This window comes from Kitasatospora sp. NPDC005748 (assembly GCF_040630735.1).
GTDB lineage: Bacteria > Actinomycetota > Actinomycetes > Streptomycetales > Streptomycetaceae > Kitasatospora.
On record NZ_JBEXYD010000073.1, the window covers coordinates 1 to 15,420 of the forward strand.

The following is a 15,420-nucleotide window of genomic DNA, read 5'->3' on the forward strand; positions in this document are numbered from 1 at the left end:
CTCGGAGCTCCGGGGTTGCCTGGGTCCCGGCGCCCTCCGGCGTTCCCGCTGCCGCGGGGTCAGTCCTCCTCGTTGCCGTCCTGGCTCTCCCGCGCGGCCGGCGGCTCGGGCTCGCTCGGCCGCTCCGCCGTGGCGTGCCCGGCGACCGGCTTCTCACCGGCCGGGCCGACGTTCTCCCGCCGCCGCAGGTAACGCTCGAACTCCCGGGCGATCGCGTCGCCCGAGGCCTCCGGCAGCTCGGCGGTGTCCTGCGCCTCCTCCAGCTGCTGGACGTACTCGGCCACCTCGGTGTCCTCGGCGGCCAGCTGGTCCACGCCGAGCTGCCAGGCCCGGGAGTCCTCACCGAGCTCGCCCGGCGGGATCCGCAGGTCCAGCAGGTCCTCCAGCTTGTTGATCAGCGCCAGCGTGGCCTTGGGGTTCGGCGGCTGCGCGACGTAGTGCGGCACCGCCGCCCAGAGCGTCACGGCGGGCACCCCGGCGTGCGTGCAGGCCTCCTGGAGCACCCCGACGATCCCGGTCGGGCCCTCGTAGCGGCTCTCCTCCAGGTCCAGCCGCTGGGCCAGCTCCGGGTCGGAGGTGACCCCGCTGACCGGGACGGGACGGCTGTGCGGGGTGTCCCCGAGCAGCGCGCCGAGGATCACCACCAGCTCGATGCCCAGCTCGTGCGCGAAGCCGAGCAGCTCGTTGCAGAACGAGCGCCAGCGCATGCTGGGCTCGATGCCGCGCACCAGGACGATGTCCCGGGTCGCGGGCTCCGTCACCCGGACCACCGAGAGCCGGGTCGTCGGCCAGGTGATCCGGCGGATGCCGCCGTCCAGCCAGACCGTGGGGCGGTTGACCTGGAAGTCGTAGTAGTCCTCGGCGTCCAGGGCGGCGAACACCTTGCCGCCCCAGGTGTCGTCCAGATGCGCCAGGGCCGCGGAGGCCGCGTCCCCGGCGTCGTTCCAGCCCTCGAAGGCGCAGACCATGACCGGGTCGATCAACTCGGGAACATCTTCCAGCTCGATCACCCAGCGTCTCCCTCCGGTCGGCGGTCGGACGTGCCCGCCCCGGCCGGCCTGCCGAGGCGCCGGCGGTCCGGCTGCCGACTGTCGAACCTCTCGTCACCCATGGAACGCCTCGCTCCATGGTTCCCTACCTGCCCAGCCTACGGGCTTTGATGCGCCTCCCGGCGGGGCACCGGGACAGTCTGGGGGAGCGGGGCGCCGGGATCCAGCGGTTATCGCCGCGCCGGGCCCCGGGCGCCCCGGAAAGGACCGCGGGGCGGCCGCCAGGCGCCGGGGGGTCAGCGCGGTCCGGTCGCGGCGGTGACGGCCGGCAGGTAGCCGAGGGACTGCCCCTCGGGCATGGGGTGGAAGGACTCCCGGAGCCGGGGGAGCACGATGCCGGTGATCCACTCCCGCCCCGCGCCCGCGCCGACCCCGGCGGCGTAGGAGTCGCCCAGCGCGGCGTAGCGGGGCGGGGCGTCGGCGGGCGCGGCGGCGGCCGGCGCGGCGCAGAGCAGGAGCGGGACGGCGGCCAGGGCGGCGGGGAGCGGGTGGCGCAGCACGGCGGTTCTCGCGGGTCCGGTGGCCGGGTGCGGTCCGCCTCGGCCCATCGGGCACGGATCGTATCGGAGCGGTGACGCAGAGTCGTGGCGCGCCCGCGCGGCGGGGCGGCGCGATGATGGGGGAAGGGGCCGGACAGGGCGTGAGGAGCCGGGCGGATGGACGGACGGTGGTGGATCGGCATCGGCGTGGTGGCGGCCGCCGGGGCCGGCGCGGTGGTGCTGGCGGCCCTGGCGGCGGGCCGGCGCCTGCCGGTGGAGCACGTGACCGAGGGCGGGCTGGAGCTCGACCAGCCGCCGGGTGCGGTGTGGGACGTCGTGACCGACGTCGACCTCTATCCGGCGTGGCGCCCGGGCCTGTCCCACGTCGAGCGGCTGCCGGAGGGCGCGGGCGGCCGGCCGCGCTGGCGCGAGTACGGCCCGCACGGCCACGCCACCTACGAGGTGCTGGAGAGCGAGGCCCCGCACCGGCTGGTGACCGGCGTGGCGGACCCGGACCTGCCCTACGGCGGCACCTGGACGCTCGTGCTGACGCCGGCCGGGCAGGGCTGCAGCCTGACGGTCACCGAGCGCGGCGAGGTCCACCGGCCGCTCCACCGCGCCGTCTCGCACTACGTGCTGGGCGAGGACGCCACCGTCCGGCGCTACCTGGGCGCCCTCGCGCACCGGATGGCGTGACGGCGGCGCCTCAGCGGACCCAGCCGCGCCGGTAGTCGGCCCAGTTCTGCTCGGTGGCGGCGAAGTCCACGTACAGCCCGACGCCGAAGTTCTCCCGCCGCAGGTCGTACCGGCCGAGGCCGAGCCGGATGCCCCGGATGCCGGCGTCCACCGTCTCGGCGTGCCCCCAGTGGCCCCACTTGTCCTCCCAGTAGAACGGCAGGCCCATCAGGAGGTCCACGTCCTCGGGGGTGGCCTCCAGGGCCAGCTCGGTCTGGTAGGCGTTGTAGCCCCCGTAGAGCGACGCGGTCGGCATGCTGGAGTCGTAGGTCATCACCGCGATCTGGTCGACCCGGCGGGCGGTCTCGGCGAAGTACGCCTGGTCCCACCACTTGCCGTGGTCGGTGAGCGCGATGGCGATGTCGTGCTGGAAGGGCAGCGGGTCGATCTGCGGCGCGGCCACCGAGAGCCGGGCGCCGCGGCCGGCGGTCACCGGGCGGACCTGGTCCAGCAGCGCGAGCCAGCCGGCCGAGCCGGGGCGGATCGGCTCCATGTCGAAGTGCACCCCGTCGAAGCCGAGGTCCAGCACCTGGCGGGCGGCGGCGGTGACCCGGTCCCGGGTGGGCGCGTCCTCCAGGTCCAGGGCGTCCTTCTCGGGCTTGACCTCGTCGCCCAGCCAGCCCTGCACCCGGATGCCGGGCAGCGCGCGGTGCGCGGCCTCGGTGAACCACTGGGCCCGGGGGTGGACGGCGGGCGGCAGCGAGCCGTCGTGCTCCAGCGGGCCGGTGTGGACGTAGAGGTCGCGCACGCCCGTCCCGGCGAGCCGCCGGGCGAGGTCGGCGACGTCGGCGTCACCCTTTCGGCCGTCCACCCAGGCATGGCCCAGCCAGACCGCGTCCTTGCCGCGGGTCCGGGCCTCGGGGGAGGGCTCACCGGCGTACTGGAGCCGCAGGGCGAGCGCCGCGGAGCCGATCGGCAGCAGGGCGACGGCGAGGACGACCAGCGTCACGGCAAGGGTTCTGCGCCAACGGGACCACCCCCGCCAGCGCGTCCGCAGCGCCCGTGGCGCCGCCCCCAGGGCCCGTCCGAGCCGTCGTATCCGTGCGCTTCGACCCGCCATGCAGTCGCTCCCCCGTCGCGGCGAGTGCTCAGGATACGAAATGGTCACCCGATCCATGCCACCGGCCGGATACCCTGGCGACGTGCGTGCCCGATTCAGCGGGCGTGCAAAGCCGACAGCCGTCGCACCCAGGGAGAAGCCCCATGGCCACTGCAGCCGACCCGTCCGTCACCCAGCAGAGCCGCGCGAACGCGCTGCGTGAGTCGCTCGCCACCAGGGTGGTGGTGGCCGACGGGGCGATGGGAACCATGCTCCAGGCCCAGGACCCGAGCCTGGAGGACTTCCAGAACCTGGAAGGCTGCAACGAGGTCCTCAACATCACCCGGCCCGACATCGTCCGCTCGGTCCACGACGCGTACTTCGCGGTCGGCGTGGACTGCGTGGAGACCAACACCTTCGGCGCCAACTTCTCGGCGCTCGGCGAGTACGACATCCCCGAGCGGATCTTCGAGCTGTCCGAGGCGGGCGCCCGGATCGCCCGGGAAGCCGCCGACTCCTTCACCGACGGCCGCACCCGCTGGGTGCTCGGCTCGATCGGCCCCGGCACCAAGCTGCCCACCCTCGGCCACGCCCCGTACGAGGTGCTGCGCGACGGCTTCCAGCTGAACGCGGCCGGCCTGATCGCCGGCGGCGCCGACGCGCTGCTGGTGGAGACCAGCCAGGACCTGCTGCAGACCAAGGCCGCGATCCTCGGCTCCAAGCGCGCGCTCGCCGAGGCGGGGCTGGACCTGCCGGTCCTGGTCCAGGTGACGGTCGAGACCACCGGCACCATGCTGCTCGGCTCGGAGATCGGCGCGGCGCTGGCCGCGCTGGAGCCGCTGGGCGTCGACTACATCGGCCTGAACTGCGCCACCGGCCCGGCCGAGATGAGCGAGCACCTGCGCTACCTGGCCAAGAACGCGAGGATCGGCCTCTCCTGCATGCCGAACGCGGGCCTGCCGGTGCTGGGCAAGGACGGCGCCCACTACCCGCTGTCCCCGGCCGAGCTGGCCGAGGCGCACGACGTCTTCACCCGGGAGTACGGCCTCTCGCTGGTCGGCGGCTGCTGCGGCACGACGCCCGAGCACCTGCGCCAGGTGGTCGAGCGCGTCCAGGGCCGCCCGGTGGTCGCCCGCACCCCGCGCCCGGAGCCCTCGGCCGCCTCGCTGTACCAGGCGGTGCCGTTCCGCCAGGACACCTCCTACCTGGCGATCGGCGAGCGCACCAACGCCAACGGCTCGAAGAAGTTCCGCGACTCGATGCTGGCCGGTGACTGGCAGGCCTGCGTGGAGATCGCCCGCGAGCAGATCCGGGACGGCTCCCACCTGCTGGACCTCTGCGTGGACTACGTCGGCCGCGACGGCGTCGCCGACATGAAGGAGGTGGCCGGCCGGCTGGCCACCGCCTCGACCCTGCCGATCGTGCTGGACTCCACCGAGCCGGAGGTCCTGCGGGCCGGTCTGGAGGCGCTCGGCGGCCGCGCGGTGCTCAACTCGGTCAACTACGAGGACGGCGACGGCCCGGACACCCGGTTCGGCCGGATCGCCTCGCTGGCCCGCGAGCACGGCGCCGGCCTGATCGCCCTCACCATCGACGAGGACGGCCAGGCCCGCACCGCCGAGACCAAGGTCGCCATCGCCGAGCGGCTGATCACCCAGCTCACCACCGAGTACGGCATCGACGAGGGCTCGATCCTGGTCGACTGCCTGGCCTTCACCCTGGGCACCGGCCAGGAGGAGTCCCGCCGGGACGGCATCGAGACCATCGAGGCGATCCGCGAGCTCAAGCGCCGCCACCCGGACGTGCAGACCACCCTGGGCCTGTCCAACATCTCCTTCGGGCTGAGCCCGGCGGCCCGGATGGTGATCAACTCGGTCTTCCTGAACGAGTGCGTCGAGGCGGGCCTGGACTCCGCGATCGTGCACGCCTCGAAGATCCTGCCGATGGCCCGGATCCCGGAGGACCAGCGCGACGTCGCCCTGGACCTGGTCTACGACCGCCGCAGCGAGGGTTACGACCCGCTGCAGAAGCTGCTCCAGCTGTTCGAGGGCGTCTCCTCGACCTCGATGAGGGCGTCCAAGGCGGAGGAGCTGGCGGCGCTGCCGCTGGAGGAGCGCCTGCAGCGCCGGATCATCGACGGCGAGCGCAACGGCCTGGAGGCCGACCTGGACGAGGCGCTGGCGCAGCGCCCGGCGCTGGAGATCGTCAACAGCACGCTGCTGGCCGGCATGAAGGTGGTCGGCGAGCTGTTCGGCTCCGGCCAGATGCAGCTGCCGTTCGTGCTCCAGTCCGCCGAGGTGATGAAGACCGCGGTGGCCCACCTGGAGCCGCACATGGAGAAGTCCGACGACGAGGGCAAGGGCACCATCGTGCTGGCCACCGTCAAGGGCGACGTCCACGACATCGGCAAGAACCTGGTCGACATCATCCTGTCCAACAACGGCTACACCGTGGTCAACCTGGGCATCAAGCAGCCGGTCTCGGCGATCCTGGACGCCGCCCAGGAGCACCGGGCGGACGTCATCGGGATGTCCGGCCTGCTGGTGAAGTCCACCGTGATCATGAAGGAGAACCTGCAGGAGCTGAACCAGCGCAAGCTGGCGGCCGACTACCCGGTGATCCTCGGCGGCGCCGCGCTCACCCGGGCCTACGTCGAGCAGGACCTGCACGAGATCTACGAGGGCGAGGTCCGCTACGCCCGGGACGCCTTCGAGGGCCTGCGGCTGATGGACGCGCTGATCGCGGTCAAGCGCGGCGTGCCCGGGGCGGCCCTGCCGGAGCTCAAGCAGCGCCGGCACGCCCGGGTCGAGGTCGAGGAGCCGGAGGAGGTCAACCTCGGCCAGGTCCGCTCGGACGTCTCGGTCGACAACACCGTGCCGGAGCCGCCGTTCTGGGGCGACCGGATCGTCAAGGGCGTGCCGTTCGCCGACTACGCCTCCTGGCTGGACGAGGACGCGCTGTTCAAGGGCCAGTGGGGCCTGAAGGCCGCGCGCACCGGGGAGGGCCCCTCGTACGAGGAGCTGGTGGAGACCGAGGGCCGGCCGCGGCTGCGGATGTGGCTGGACCGGCTGCAGACCGAGGGCTGGCTGGAGCCGGCCGTGGTCTACGGCTACTACCCGGCCAACTCCAAGGGCGACGACCTCATCGTCCACAACGAGGACGGCACCGAGCGGACCCGCTTCACCTTCCCGCGCCAGCGGCGCGGGCGCCGGCTCTGCCTGGCGGACTTCTTCCGCCCGGAGGAGTCGGGCGAGCGGGACGTGCTGGGCCTCCAGGTCGTCACCATGGGCAACCGGATCTCCGAGGCGGCGAACGAGCTGTTCGCCAACAACTCCTACCGCGACTACCTGGAGCTGCACGGCCTCTCGGTGCAGCTGGCCGAGGCGCTGGCCGAGTTCTGGCACGCCCGGGTCCGCTTCGAGCTGGGCTTCTCCGGCGAGGACCCGCAGGACGTCAAGGACATGTTCGCGCTGAAGTACCGGGGCGCCCGGTTCTCGCTCGGCTACGGGGCCTGCCCGGAGCTGGAGGACCGCGCGAAGATCACCGAGCTGCTGCGGCCCGAGCGGATCGGCGTGGTGCTCTCGGAGGAGTTCCAGCTGCACCCCGAGCAGTCCACGGACGCGATCGTGATCCACCACCCGGAGGCCAAGTACTTCAACGCGCGGTAACCCCCGCGTCGCGCACCGTTCGTTCCTTTCGGCGGAGCGGGGCGTATCCTGGATCATCCTGAACGGGCCGGTCCGCTCACCAGCGGGCCGGCCTGTGCCATCCCCAGGGGCAGCGCCCCGGGGCACGGACGGAAGGACCCGCGCCATGACCACCATCTCCACCGCCACCCGGACCCTCGACCACGGCGACGGCCGGGGCCTCCAGGCGGTGCTGCTGGACATGGACGGGACGCTGGTCGACACCGAGAACCTCTGGTGGCAGGCCGAGGCCTCGCTCTTCGCCGAGCTGGGCTACACGCTCGACGAGAACGACCGCGCCCACGTGGTCGGCGGCCCGATGAGCCGGGTGATCGACTACCTGGTGGCCGCCACCGGCGTGGACCTCGCGCCGGCCGATCTGACCGTCCTGATCAACCAGCGCTTCGTGGACCTGCTGGGCGGCGGCGTGCCACTCATGCCGGGCGCCGAGCGACTGCTCAACACCCTTGCCGCACACGGAGTTCCGACCGCCCTGGTGTCCGCCTCGCACCGGCACGTGATCGACATCGTGCTGCGGTCGCTGGGCGCCCACCACTTCGCCTTCACGGTCGCCGGGGACGAGGTGCCGCGCACCAAGCCGCACCCGGACCCGTACCTGGAGGCGGCGCGGCGACTGGGGGCGGAGCCGGGCCGCTGCGTGGTGGTGGAGGACGCGCCGACCGGTGTCCGCGCGGCGGAGGCGGCCGGCTGCCCGGTGATCGCGGTGCCGTCGGTGGCGCCGATCGAGCCGGCCCCCGGGCGGCTGGTGCTGCCCTCGCTGGAGGGCGTCGATCTTGAACTGCTCCGCTCGCTCGTCGCCTCGCGAGTGTGATTGTCGTCTCATTGCGGAGACCGCTTACCGCCCGGTACGTGGTCGGCCCCGTCCGCTCACGGCGAGACCCCGGGGAGAAAACGGGCATTGCCTGACAACTCGTCGAATGGTCGCGCCCACACCGTCCCCTCGTGTCCCAACTGTCACCTGTACGGGTATCGGTGGGGTCTGTTCGATATGGCACGCTACTCCAGTTCGTTCCCCACCCCCGAGCCCTGCCATCGCCGCTGACGGGCAACCCCGTCCTGCCCGCGGTCGCACGGCGCCCGGTCCGTGCACGACCTCCACGACCCCGGAGGATCAACCGAGCGCGGGCCGCCGGCCCCCGGCCGGACCGCACCCGAAGGACGCGACCCGTGAAGACTTCAGCTGAACGACTGGCAGTGCTCGGCTGCGCCGGCCTGGTGGCCGTCTCGGTGGCCGGCTGCGGCTCGGTCACCGACGCCGTCAAGGGGGACGGCGACAAGGCGATCACGATGGGGACCACCTCGGTCACCAACACGCTGGACCCCGCCGGCGCGTACGACGCCGGCTCCTGGCTGCTGCTGCGCAACACCTTCCAGTCGCTGCTGTCCTACCCGGCCGCCTCCAGCACCCCCGGCCCGGACGCCGCGCAGTCCTGCGAGTTCACCGCGGGCGACGTCACCCAGTACCACTGCACGCTCAAGGGCGGCCTGAAGTTCTCCAACGGCCACGCGCTGACCGCCGCCGACGTCGCCTTCTCCATCGACCGGACGAAGAAGATCGCCGACCAGAGCGGCCCGGCGGGCCTGCTGGAGTCGATCAAGTCGGTCGAGGCCAAGGGCGACACCGAGGTGGTCTTCCACCTCTCGGCGCCGGACGCGACGCTCCCCGCGAAGCTCGCGGGCCCGGCGGGCGCCATCGTCGACCAGGAGGTCTTCCCGGCCGACAAGCTGCTCGCCAACGACAAGCTGGTCGGTTCCGGCCCGTACAAGATCGACTCGATCGAGACCACGACCATCGAGGGCGGCGCCAAGGTCCCCGGCAAGGTCGCGCTGTCCCCGAACGACAAGTACACCGGCGACGCCAAGCTCCGGAACAAGAAGTTCACCCTCCGGTACTTCGACAAGCCGGCCGAGCTGAAGGCCGCGCTCGACAAGGGCGACATCGACCTCGCCGACAACAGCCTGGAGCCCAACACCGCGGCCCAGGTCCTGTCCGACCAGCAGGGCGGCAAGAGCGACCTGCAGGTCGTCGAGGGCGACAGCAACGACACCCGCTACCTGGTCTTCAACACCAAGGACGCGACCGGCGGCAACGTCGCCGTCCGGCAGGCCGCCGCCCAGCTGATCGACCGCAAGTCGCTCGCCCGCGACGTCTTCGCGCGCACCGTCCAGCCGCTCTACTCGATGGTCCCGGCCGGTGTCGCCGGCCACAACACCGCCTTCTTCGACAAGTACGGCGACCAGGACGTCACCAAGGCCAAGGCGATCCTCACCGCGGCCAAGGTCCCGATGCCGGTCAAGCTGAACCTCACCTGGTCGCGCTCGCGCGCCGAGGGCGCCGAGGCCGACGCGCTGAAGAAGCAGCTGGAGGCCGGCGGCGTCTTCCAGGTGACCGTCCAGCACGAGGCGGACTGGGACGTCTACAAGAAGGGCTGGGTCGAGGGCAAGTACCAGGCCTACACCATCGGTTGGTTCGCCGACTACCCGGACGCCGACAACTACGTCGCGCCGCTGATCGTCGAGGGCGGGGCCTACCACCACGGCTGGGACGACCCGCGGATCAGCCAGAAGCTGGTGCCCGAGAGCCTCAAGCAGGCCGACCGCGCCGCCGCCGCCGCCACCTACGCCCAGATCCAGGGCATCGTCGCCGACAACGCGCCGCTGATCCCGCTGTTCCAGAACAAGGCTTTCTTCGCCTCGCGTTCGAACATCACCGGCGTGGAGTCGACCGTGGACACCACCGGCTTCTTCCGCTTCTGGGAGATCGGCCGGCTCGGCAAGTGACCCGTTCCACCGGGTGACCCTCAGCACGGTGGCCCGTCCACTCCCCCCAGGGTGCAAGGGGAGCGGACGGGCCACCGTCATGTCCGGACCGGTCCGGGCTCAGAGCGCGCCGGGGCGCACCAGCCCGCTCTCGTACGCGTAGACCGCGGCCTGGACCCGGTCCCGCAGCTGGAGCTTGGTCAGCACATGGCCGACGTGCGTCTTCACCGTGGTCTCGCTGACGAACAGCTCCGCCGCGATCTCCGCGTTCGACAGGCCGCGCGCCACCAGCTTCAGCACCTCCAGCTCACGCTCGGTCAGCGCGTTCAGCGCCTGCGGCGGCGCCTCCTCGCCCGAGGGCAGCTTGGTGGCGTACATGTCCAGCAGCCGCCGGGTGATGCTCGGCGCGAGCATCGCCGCGCCGTCCGCGACCACCCGGATCGCCTGCACCAGCTCCTCGGCCGGCACGTCCTTCAGCAGGAAGCCGCTGGCGCCCGCGCGCAGCGCCTCGACCACGTACTCGTCGAGGTCGAAGGTGGTCAGCACCAGGACCTTCGCCGGGCCGTCGCGGCCCGGGCCGGCGATCCGGCGGGTCGCCTCCACGCCGTCCATCCGGGGCATCCGGATGTCCATCAGCACCACGTCGGGCTGCAGTGCCCGGACCTGGTCCAGCGCCTGCTGACCGTCGCCGGCCTCGCCGACCACCACCAGGTCGGCCTCGGCCTCCAGGATCATCCGGAAACCGGTGCGAAGCAGCGGCTGGTCGTCGACCAGCAGCACTCGGATCGTCACCTAGGACTCCTTGCTCATCGGATCCCCCGTGGGATCGTCCTCGTCAGACGTTCGTGCCGTCGGCAGCGCCAGCGGCAGCGGGTACGGCGGGGGAGTGCCGCCGAACTCCGGGCAACTGGCCTGGTGGTCGCACCAGTCGCAGAGCCGGTTGCGGGTCGCGGGGAAGTCGCCGGTGGCCACCGCCTCGCCGATCCGCTCCCAGAGCGCCTGCAGCTTGCGCTCCACCGCGAGCAGGTCGGCCTCGTCCGGGTCGTAGCTGACCACGTCCCCGCCCCCGCCGAGGTAGACCAGCTGCAGCCGCTTGGGGATCACGCCCTTCCACCGCCACACCACCAGCGCGTAGAACTTCATCTGGAACATCGCCTTGCCCTCGAAGTCCCGCGAGGGCGCCCGGCCGGTCTTGTAGTCCACCAGCCGCACCTCACCGGTGGGCGCGACGTCGACCCGGTCGATGTAGCCGCGCAGCAGCAGCCCCGACTCCAGGGCCGTCTCCACGTAGAGCTCCCGCTCCACCGGATGCAGCCGGGTCGGGTCCTCCAGCCGGAACCAGCGCTCGACGAGCTTCTCGGCGTCCGCCAGCCAGCGGGTCAGCGCCGCGCCGTCCGGGTCCTCCGGGAACAGCGAGACCAGCTCCGGGCGCTCGCCCAGCAGCCGCTCCCACTGCGGCCGCAGCAGCCCCAGGGCCCGCTCCGGCGTCCGGTCGGCCGCCGGGCTGTCGAACAGCCGCTCCAGCACCGCGTGCACCAGGGTGCCCCGGGTCGCCGCCGCGCTCGGGGGCTCCGGCAGCTTGTCGATCACCCGGAGCCGGTACAGCAGCGGGCAGGTCAGGAAGTCCCCCGCGCGGGACGGGGACAGGCCGGTCGGCGGCGCCGGTGGACGCGCCGGGGCCACGACGGCGCTGCTGGTGTCGGTCTGCTGCATACCCCGACCCTATTGCCCTGAGCTGTCATCCCGCTGCCACGGTGCTGCCACACCGGCCTCCCAGTGGGTATGAACCCTGCGAGAGGGGCGCGCGACGGTACCCGGCCCTGATCACGTAGCGTGGGCGCACCGGCGCACGGCGCACGACAGTGAACCGACCGAAGGGATCACGGTGAGCGACAGCAGGGGGCGTCAGACCTCCGACCGGCCCCCGCAGGACGGCGACTCCCGGCCCGGTCCCCGGCCGCCCGAGGAGCCGGAGGGCCGCAACGGCATCCTGATGGGCCGGCCCTTCGGCGTACCCGTCTACGTCACCCCCTCCTGGTTCGTCATCGCCGCGCTGATCACCTGGGTCTTCGGCGGCCAGCTGGAGAACGTCCTGCCCGGGCTCGGCGCCAACCGCTACCTGGTCGCGTTCTTCTTCGCGGTGGCGTTCTACGGCTCCGTCCTGATCCACGAGCTCGCCCACACCGTGGTCGCGCTCCGCTACCGGCTCGGGGTCCGCCGCATCCGGCTGCAGTTCCTCGGCGGCGTCTCCGAGATCGAGAAGGAGGCCGAGAGCCCCTGGCGGGAGTTCTGGCTGGCCTTCGTCGGTCCGCTGCTCTCGCTGCTCCTCGGCGGCGTCTTCTACCTCGCCGTCCAGGCCGTCGAGCTCTCCAGCGTCCCCGGGGTGCTGCTCACCGGCCTGATGGTCTCCAACCTCGTCGTCGCCGCCTTCAACCTGCTGCCCGGCCTCCCGCTGGACGGCGGACGGATGCTGCGCGCCGTCGTCTGGGCCGTCACCGGCCGGCCGATGACCGGCACCGTCGCCGCCGCCTGGGCCGGCCGCGTGCTGGCCGTCGCCGTCCTGATCGGCCTGCCGCTGCTCGGCGCCGCCCGCGGCGCCGACCGGACCACCACCGACACCCTGATCGACGCCGTGCTGGCCGCCGTCCTGGCCGTGATCATCTGGAACGGCGCCGGCGCCGGCGTGCAGCAGGCCCGGCTCAAGGAGGTGCTGCCCGACCTGCGGCTGCGCGACCTCGTCCGCCGGGGCGTCGAGGTCAGCGCGGACACCCCGCTGGGCGAGGCGCTGCGCCGGGTCCGCGAGCAGCAGGCCGGCGCCGTCGTCGTGGTCGACGGCCGCGGCGACCCGATCGGCCTGGTCCGCGAGTCCCAGGTCCGCGAGGTCCCCGAGCACCGCCGCCCCTGGATCGCCGTCGGCGCACTGGCCCGCGACCTCGAACCGGGCCTGCGGCTGCCCGTCGAACTCGCCGGCGAGGACCTGCTGCGCGCCCTGCGGGCCCACCCGGCCACCGAGTACCTGGTGGTGGAGGCCGACGGCCGGGTCTACGGCGTCGCCACGCTCAGCGACATCGAGCGGCGGCTGACCGCCGCGATCGCCGGCCGGTGATCATCGTGGTCGGGCGGAGCGCCTGCTTCCCTTAGGATTGTCCGCATGTCCGAACCGACCGGTGCCACCCGCCGACGCGGGCCCTTCCAGGTTGGGGACCAGGTCCAGCTGACCGACCCGAAGGGCCGCCACTACACGTTCACGCTCCAGGCCGGGAACCAGTTCCACACCCACAAGGGTGCGTTCCCGCACGACGAGCTGATCGGCGCCCCCGAGGGCACGGTCGTGCGCACCACGGGGAACGTCCCGTACCTCGCGCTGCGCCCCCTGCTCCCCGACTACGTCCTGTCCATGCCGCGCGGCGCCGCCGTGATCTACCCGAAGGACGCCGGGCAGATCCTCGCCATGGCCGACATCTTCGCCGGCGCCCGCGTGGTCGAGGCCGGCGTCGGCTCCGGCGCGCTCTCCACCTACCTGCTGCGCGCCGTCGGCGACACCGGCATGCTGGCCTCCTACGAGCGCCGGCAGGACTTCGCCGACATCGCCCAGAGCAACGTCGAGCGCTACTTCGGCGGGCCCCACCCGGCGTGGAAGCTCACCGTCGGCGACCTCCAGGACAACCTGGTGGAGTCCGACGTCGACCGCGTCATCCTCGACATGCTGGCCCCCTGGGAGTGCCTGGACGTCGCCTCCAAGGCGCTCGTCCCCGGCGGCCTCATCTGCTGCTACGTGGCCACCACCACGCAGATGTCGAAGACCGTCGAGGCGCTGCGCGAGCACGGCACCTTCACCGAGCCGCAGGCCTGGGAGACCATGGTCCGCACCTGGCACCTGGAGGGCCTGGCCGTCCGCCCGGACCACCGGATGATCGGGCACACCGGCTTCCTGCTCACCTCCCGCCGCCTCGCCGACGGCGTCGAGCCGCCGCTGCGCCGCCGCCGCCCGGCCAAGGGCGCGTACGGCGAGGACTACGACAACGGCTCGGCCGAGCCGAGCCTGCAGGAGCGCGCCGCCGCCCGGGCCGCCGCCCGCACCGGCGACGTCGAGCAGCCGGAGCAACTCGGCTGACGGTACGTCCACCAGGGGTGGTACCGCGGGTTTCGCGCCCGCGTACCACCCCTTCGTGCTACCCCCGCACCCGCGCCACCCCCCGTCCAGGCCGGTGTGGGACGATGCTCGCTCACACCGACCCACTGGAGGGGACGCCTGGTGGAGACCGCGGTCACGGCGAGGGTTGAGCAGCAGACACCGCAGGCCCGCAGCGGGCCCGGACACGCCCGATCGGCCCCCTGGCACTGGGCCCTCGCGATCGGCGGCTGCGCCGCCGTGGTGGCCACCGTGCTCGCCGCGGATCCGGCCACCGGGACGCCGAAACCGGCCCGCCCCACCGTGAAGGCCCTCCCGGCTGCCGCCGCGCCCGATCCGGCCAAGGCCGAACTCCCGCTGGACTGCGGCCCGTTCCCGGTCAAGATATCCGTCAGTTTCGCCGCCGACCTCGGCGACGGCCGGCCCGGTACCGTCGCCGCCGCGCACTGCGCGGCCGAGAACGGCACCCCGCCGGACGCCGTCTACCTGCTCGGCCCCGGCCCCGACGGCCGGCCCGTCGTGGTGGCCACCCTGCTCTCCGAGCGCGAGAACCTCACCGTCGGAAGGCTCGGCCTGCGCAGCGACGGCACCATCACCGGCCACGCGCAGGGGTACTCCGGCGACGACGTGCCGCGGTTCAGCCCGGACATCTCACTCGACCTCACCTGGACGCGCAAGGACGCCGGCTGGGACCGCTCCCAGACCACCGCTCCACTGGCGCAGGCCTGACTGCTACTCGCCCGCTCGCCTCCGGGGCTGTGTTCTCGCCCGCTCGCCTCCGGGGCGCTTGACCCGGTGCCGACGGTCGGCGCTCCAACGCCCCTCGTTCCTCGGGGCGTCCTCGCTTCTCCCTTTCGGCACCGGCGTGCCCCTTCGGCTCGGGGCGGGCTGCCCGCTCGCTCCCGGGGCGCTTGACCCGGTGCCGACGGTCGGCGCTCCAACGCCCCTCGTTCCTCGGGGCGTCCTCGCTTCTCCCTTTCGGCACCGGCGCGCCCCTTCGGCTCGGGGCGGGATCGCGGTCGCCTCGGGGCGGGTGCCCGCCGGGCTCAGGGCCCGCCGGCCGGGGCTACTCGGCGTCCGGGCCGTAGACCTCGGCCCGGTCGGAGACCCGGCGCACGTGGATGCAGTCGCCCGGGCAGTCCTTCACCGAGTCCACCACGTCCTGAAGCAGCGTCAGCGGCACCGGCACGGTCTCGCCGGGCTGCTGGCGCAACTCGTCGTCCGAGCCCTTCACATAGGCGAGGCCGTCGATGTCCAGCTCGAAGACCTCGGGCGCGTACTGCGCGCAGATGCCGTCGCCGGTGCACAGATCCTGGTCGATCCACACCTCCAGCGCTTCGCCGGCCGTCGCCTCTTCGGTCACCGACATGGTCCCCTGCCGTTTCTGTCCCGGGTCGCCCCCAATTGGGAGGCAATCCCGCCATTCGTACAACGATCTGACCGCGACCCTCGGTCGCGATCGGATATCGACTCGTTCGACGATACATCTGGTCGGCTTTGGGTGGTGCGCGCTGGGTAT

Annotated in this window: 13 protein-coding genes; 7 read left to right on the forward strand and 6 right to left on the reverse strand. The window is 72.8% G+C overall.

Annotated elements, in window-relative coordinates:
* Window positions 1–59: 59 nt before the first annotated feature.
* Together ABZ495_RS32370 and ABZ495_RS32375 are read right to left on the reverse strand one after the other, a co-directional pair.
* Window positions 60–1,010 carry a PAC2 family protein gene (locus ABZ495_RS32370; RefSeq protein ID WP_329486947.1) on the reverse strand — a complete coding sequence of 317 codons (951 nt, stop codon included), beginning with the start codon at window positions 1,008–1,010 and terminating at the stop codon, window positions 60–62.
* A 275-nt stretch (window positions 1,011–1,285) separates the two neighbouring features.
* Window positions 1,286–1,597: a hypothetical protein gene (locus ABZ495_RS32375; RefSeq protein WP_359839424.1), complete on the reverse strand. Its 312-nt coding sequence runs from the start codon at window positions 1,595–1,597 to the stop codon at window positions 1,286–1,288.
* A gap of 108 nt (window positions 1,598–1,705) precedes the next feature.
* On the opposite strand from ABZ495_RS32375, the gene ABZ495_RS32380 reads away from it, so the two are divergent.
* A complete protein-coding gene (locus ABZ495_RS32380; RefSeq protein ID WP_329486945.1) occupies window positions 1,706–2,224 on the forward strand; it encodes an SRPBCC family protein in 519 nt (172 codons plus the stop codon).
* 10 nt (window positions 2,225–2,234) lie between these two features.
* Here the strand turns inward: ABZ495_RS32380 and ABZ495_RS32385 are convergent, their stop codons facing one another.
* The gene (locus ABZ495_RS32385) at window positions 2,235–3,212 is read right to left on the reverse strand and encodes a hypothetical protein (RefSeq protein ID WP_359839426.1); all 978 of its coding nucleotides are present in this window, start codon (window positions 3,210–3,212) and stop codon (window positions 2,235–2,237) included.
* 254 nt (window positions 3,213–3,466) lie between these two features.
* Between ABZ495_RS32385 and metH the strand changes: the two genes are divergently transcribed.
* From metH to ABZ495_RS32400, 3 genes are all read left to right on the forward strand, one after another.
* Window positions 3,467–6,970 carry a methionine synthase gene (metH, locus tag ABZ495_RS32390; RefSeq protein ID WP_359839428.1) on the forward strand — a complete coding sequence of 1,168 codons (3,504 nt, stop codon included), beginning with the start codon at window positions 3,467–3,469 and terminating at the stop codon, window positions 6,968–6,970.
* 145 nt (window positions 6,971–7,115) lie between these two features.
* Window positions 7,116–7,820, forward strand: a complete 705-nt coding sequence (locus ABZ495_RS32395; RefSeq protein WP_359807191.1) for an HAD family phosphatase — start codon at window positions 7,116–7,118, stop codon at window positions 7,818–7,820.
* Between the two features lie 356 nt (window positions 7,821–8,176).
* Window positions 8,177–9,790 (forward strand): ABC transporter substrate-binding protein, encoded by a 1,614-nt coding sequence (locus ABZ495_RS32400; RefSeq protein ID WP_329486941.1) that lies wholly within the window; start codon window positions 8,177–8,179, stop codon window positions 9,788–9,790.
* A gap of 99 nt (window positions 9,791–9,889) precedes the next feature.
* On the opposite strand, the gene ABZ495_RS32405 is transcribed toward ABZ495_RS32400, so the two are convergent.
* Both ABZ495_RS32405 and ABZ495_RS32410 read right to left on the reverse strand, forming a co-directional pair.
* Window positions 9,890–10,561 (reverse strand): response regulator transcription factor, encoded by a 672-nt coding sequence (locus ABZ495_RS32405; RefSeq protein WP_329486940.1) that lies wholly within the window; start codon window positions 10,559–10,561, stop codon window positions 9,890–9,892.
* Window positions 10,562–11,482 carry a RecB family exonuclease gene (locus tag ABZ495_RS32410; protein ID WP_352290948.1) on the reverse strand — a complete coding sequence of 307 codons (921 nt, stop codon included), beginning with the start codon at window positions 11,480–11,482 and terminating at the stop codon, window positions 10,562–10,564.
* 172 nt (window positions 11,483–11,654) lie between these two features.
* Between ABZ495_RS32410 and ABZ495_RS32415 the strand changes: the two genes are divergently transcribed.
* From ABZ495_RS32415 to ABZ495_RS32425, 3 genes are all read left to right on the forward strand, one after another.
* Window positions 11,655–12,875: a site-2 protease family protein gene (locus ABZ495_RS32415; protein WP_352290949.1), complete on the forward strand. Its 1,221-nt coding sequence runs from the start codon at window positions 11,655–11,657 to the stop codon at window positions 12,873–12,875.
* A 45-nt stretch (window positions 12,876–12,920) separates the two neighbouring features.
* Window positions 12,921–13,883 (forward strand): tRNA (adenine-N1)-methyltransferase, encoded by a 963-nt coding sequence (locus ABZ495_RS32420; RefSeq protein WP_352290950.1) that lies wholly within the window; start codon window positions 12,921–12,923, stop codon window positions 13,881–13,883.
* Between the two features lie 141 nt (window positions 13,884–14,024).
* Window positions 14,025–14,630 (forward strand): hypothetical protein, encoded by a 606-nt coding sequence (locus tag ABZ495_RS32425; protein WP_359807194.1) that lies wholly within the window; start codon window positions 14,025–14,027, stop codon window positions 14,628–14,630.
* A 337-nt stretch (window positions 14,631–14,967) separates the two neighbouring features.
* Here ABZ495_RS32425 and ABZ495_RS32430 read toward each other — a convergent pair whose 3' ends face one another.
* A complete protein-coding gene (locus ABZ495_RS32430; protein ID WP_359807195.1) occupies window positions 14,968–15,270 on the reverse strand; it encodes a ferredoxin in 303 nt (100 codons plus the stop codon).
* Between the last annotated feature and the right edge of the window lie 150 nt (window positions 15,271–15,420).

What these genes read in the sequence shown, in the direction of transcription:
- ABZ495_RS32375 (WP_359839424.1), bottom strand. Translation starts at nt 1,597, where the DNA reads ATGGGCCGAGGCGGACCGCACCCGGCCACCGGACCCGCGAGAACCGCC.
- ABZ495_RS32380 (WP_329486945.1), top strand. Translation starts at nt 1,706, where the DNA reads ATGGACGGACGGTGGTGGATCGGCATCGGCGTGGTGGCGGCCGCCGGG.
- metH (WP_359839428.1), top strand. Translation starts at nt 3,467, where the DNA reads ATGGCCACTGCAGCCGACCCGTCCGTCACCCAGCAGAGCCGCGCGAAC.
- ABZ495_RS32395 (WP_359807191.1), top strand. Translation starts at nt 7,116, where the DNA reads ATGACCACCATCTCCACCGCCACCCGGACCCTCGACCACGGCGACGGC.
- ABZ495_RS32410 (WP_352290948.1), bottom strand. Translation starts at nt 11,482, where the DNA reads ATGCAGCAGACCGACACCAGCAGCGCCGTCGTGGCCCCGGCGCGTCCA.
- ABZ495_RS32420 (WP_352290950.1), top strand. Translation starts at nt 12,921, where the DNA reads ATGTCCGAACCGACCGGTGCCACCCGCCGACGCGGGCCCTTCCAGGTT.
- ABZ495_RS32430 (WP_359807195.1), bottom strand. Translation starts at nt 15,270, where the DNA reads ATGTCGGTGACCGAAGAGGCGACGGCCGGCGAAGCGCTGGAGGTGTGG.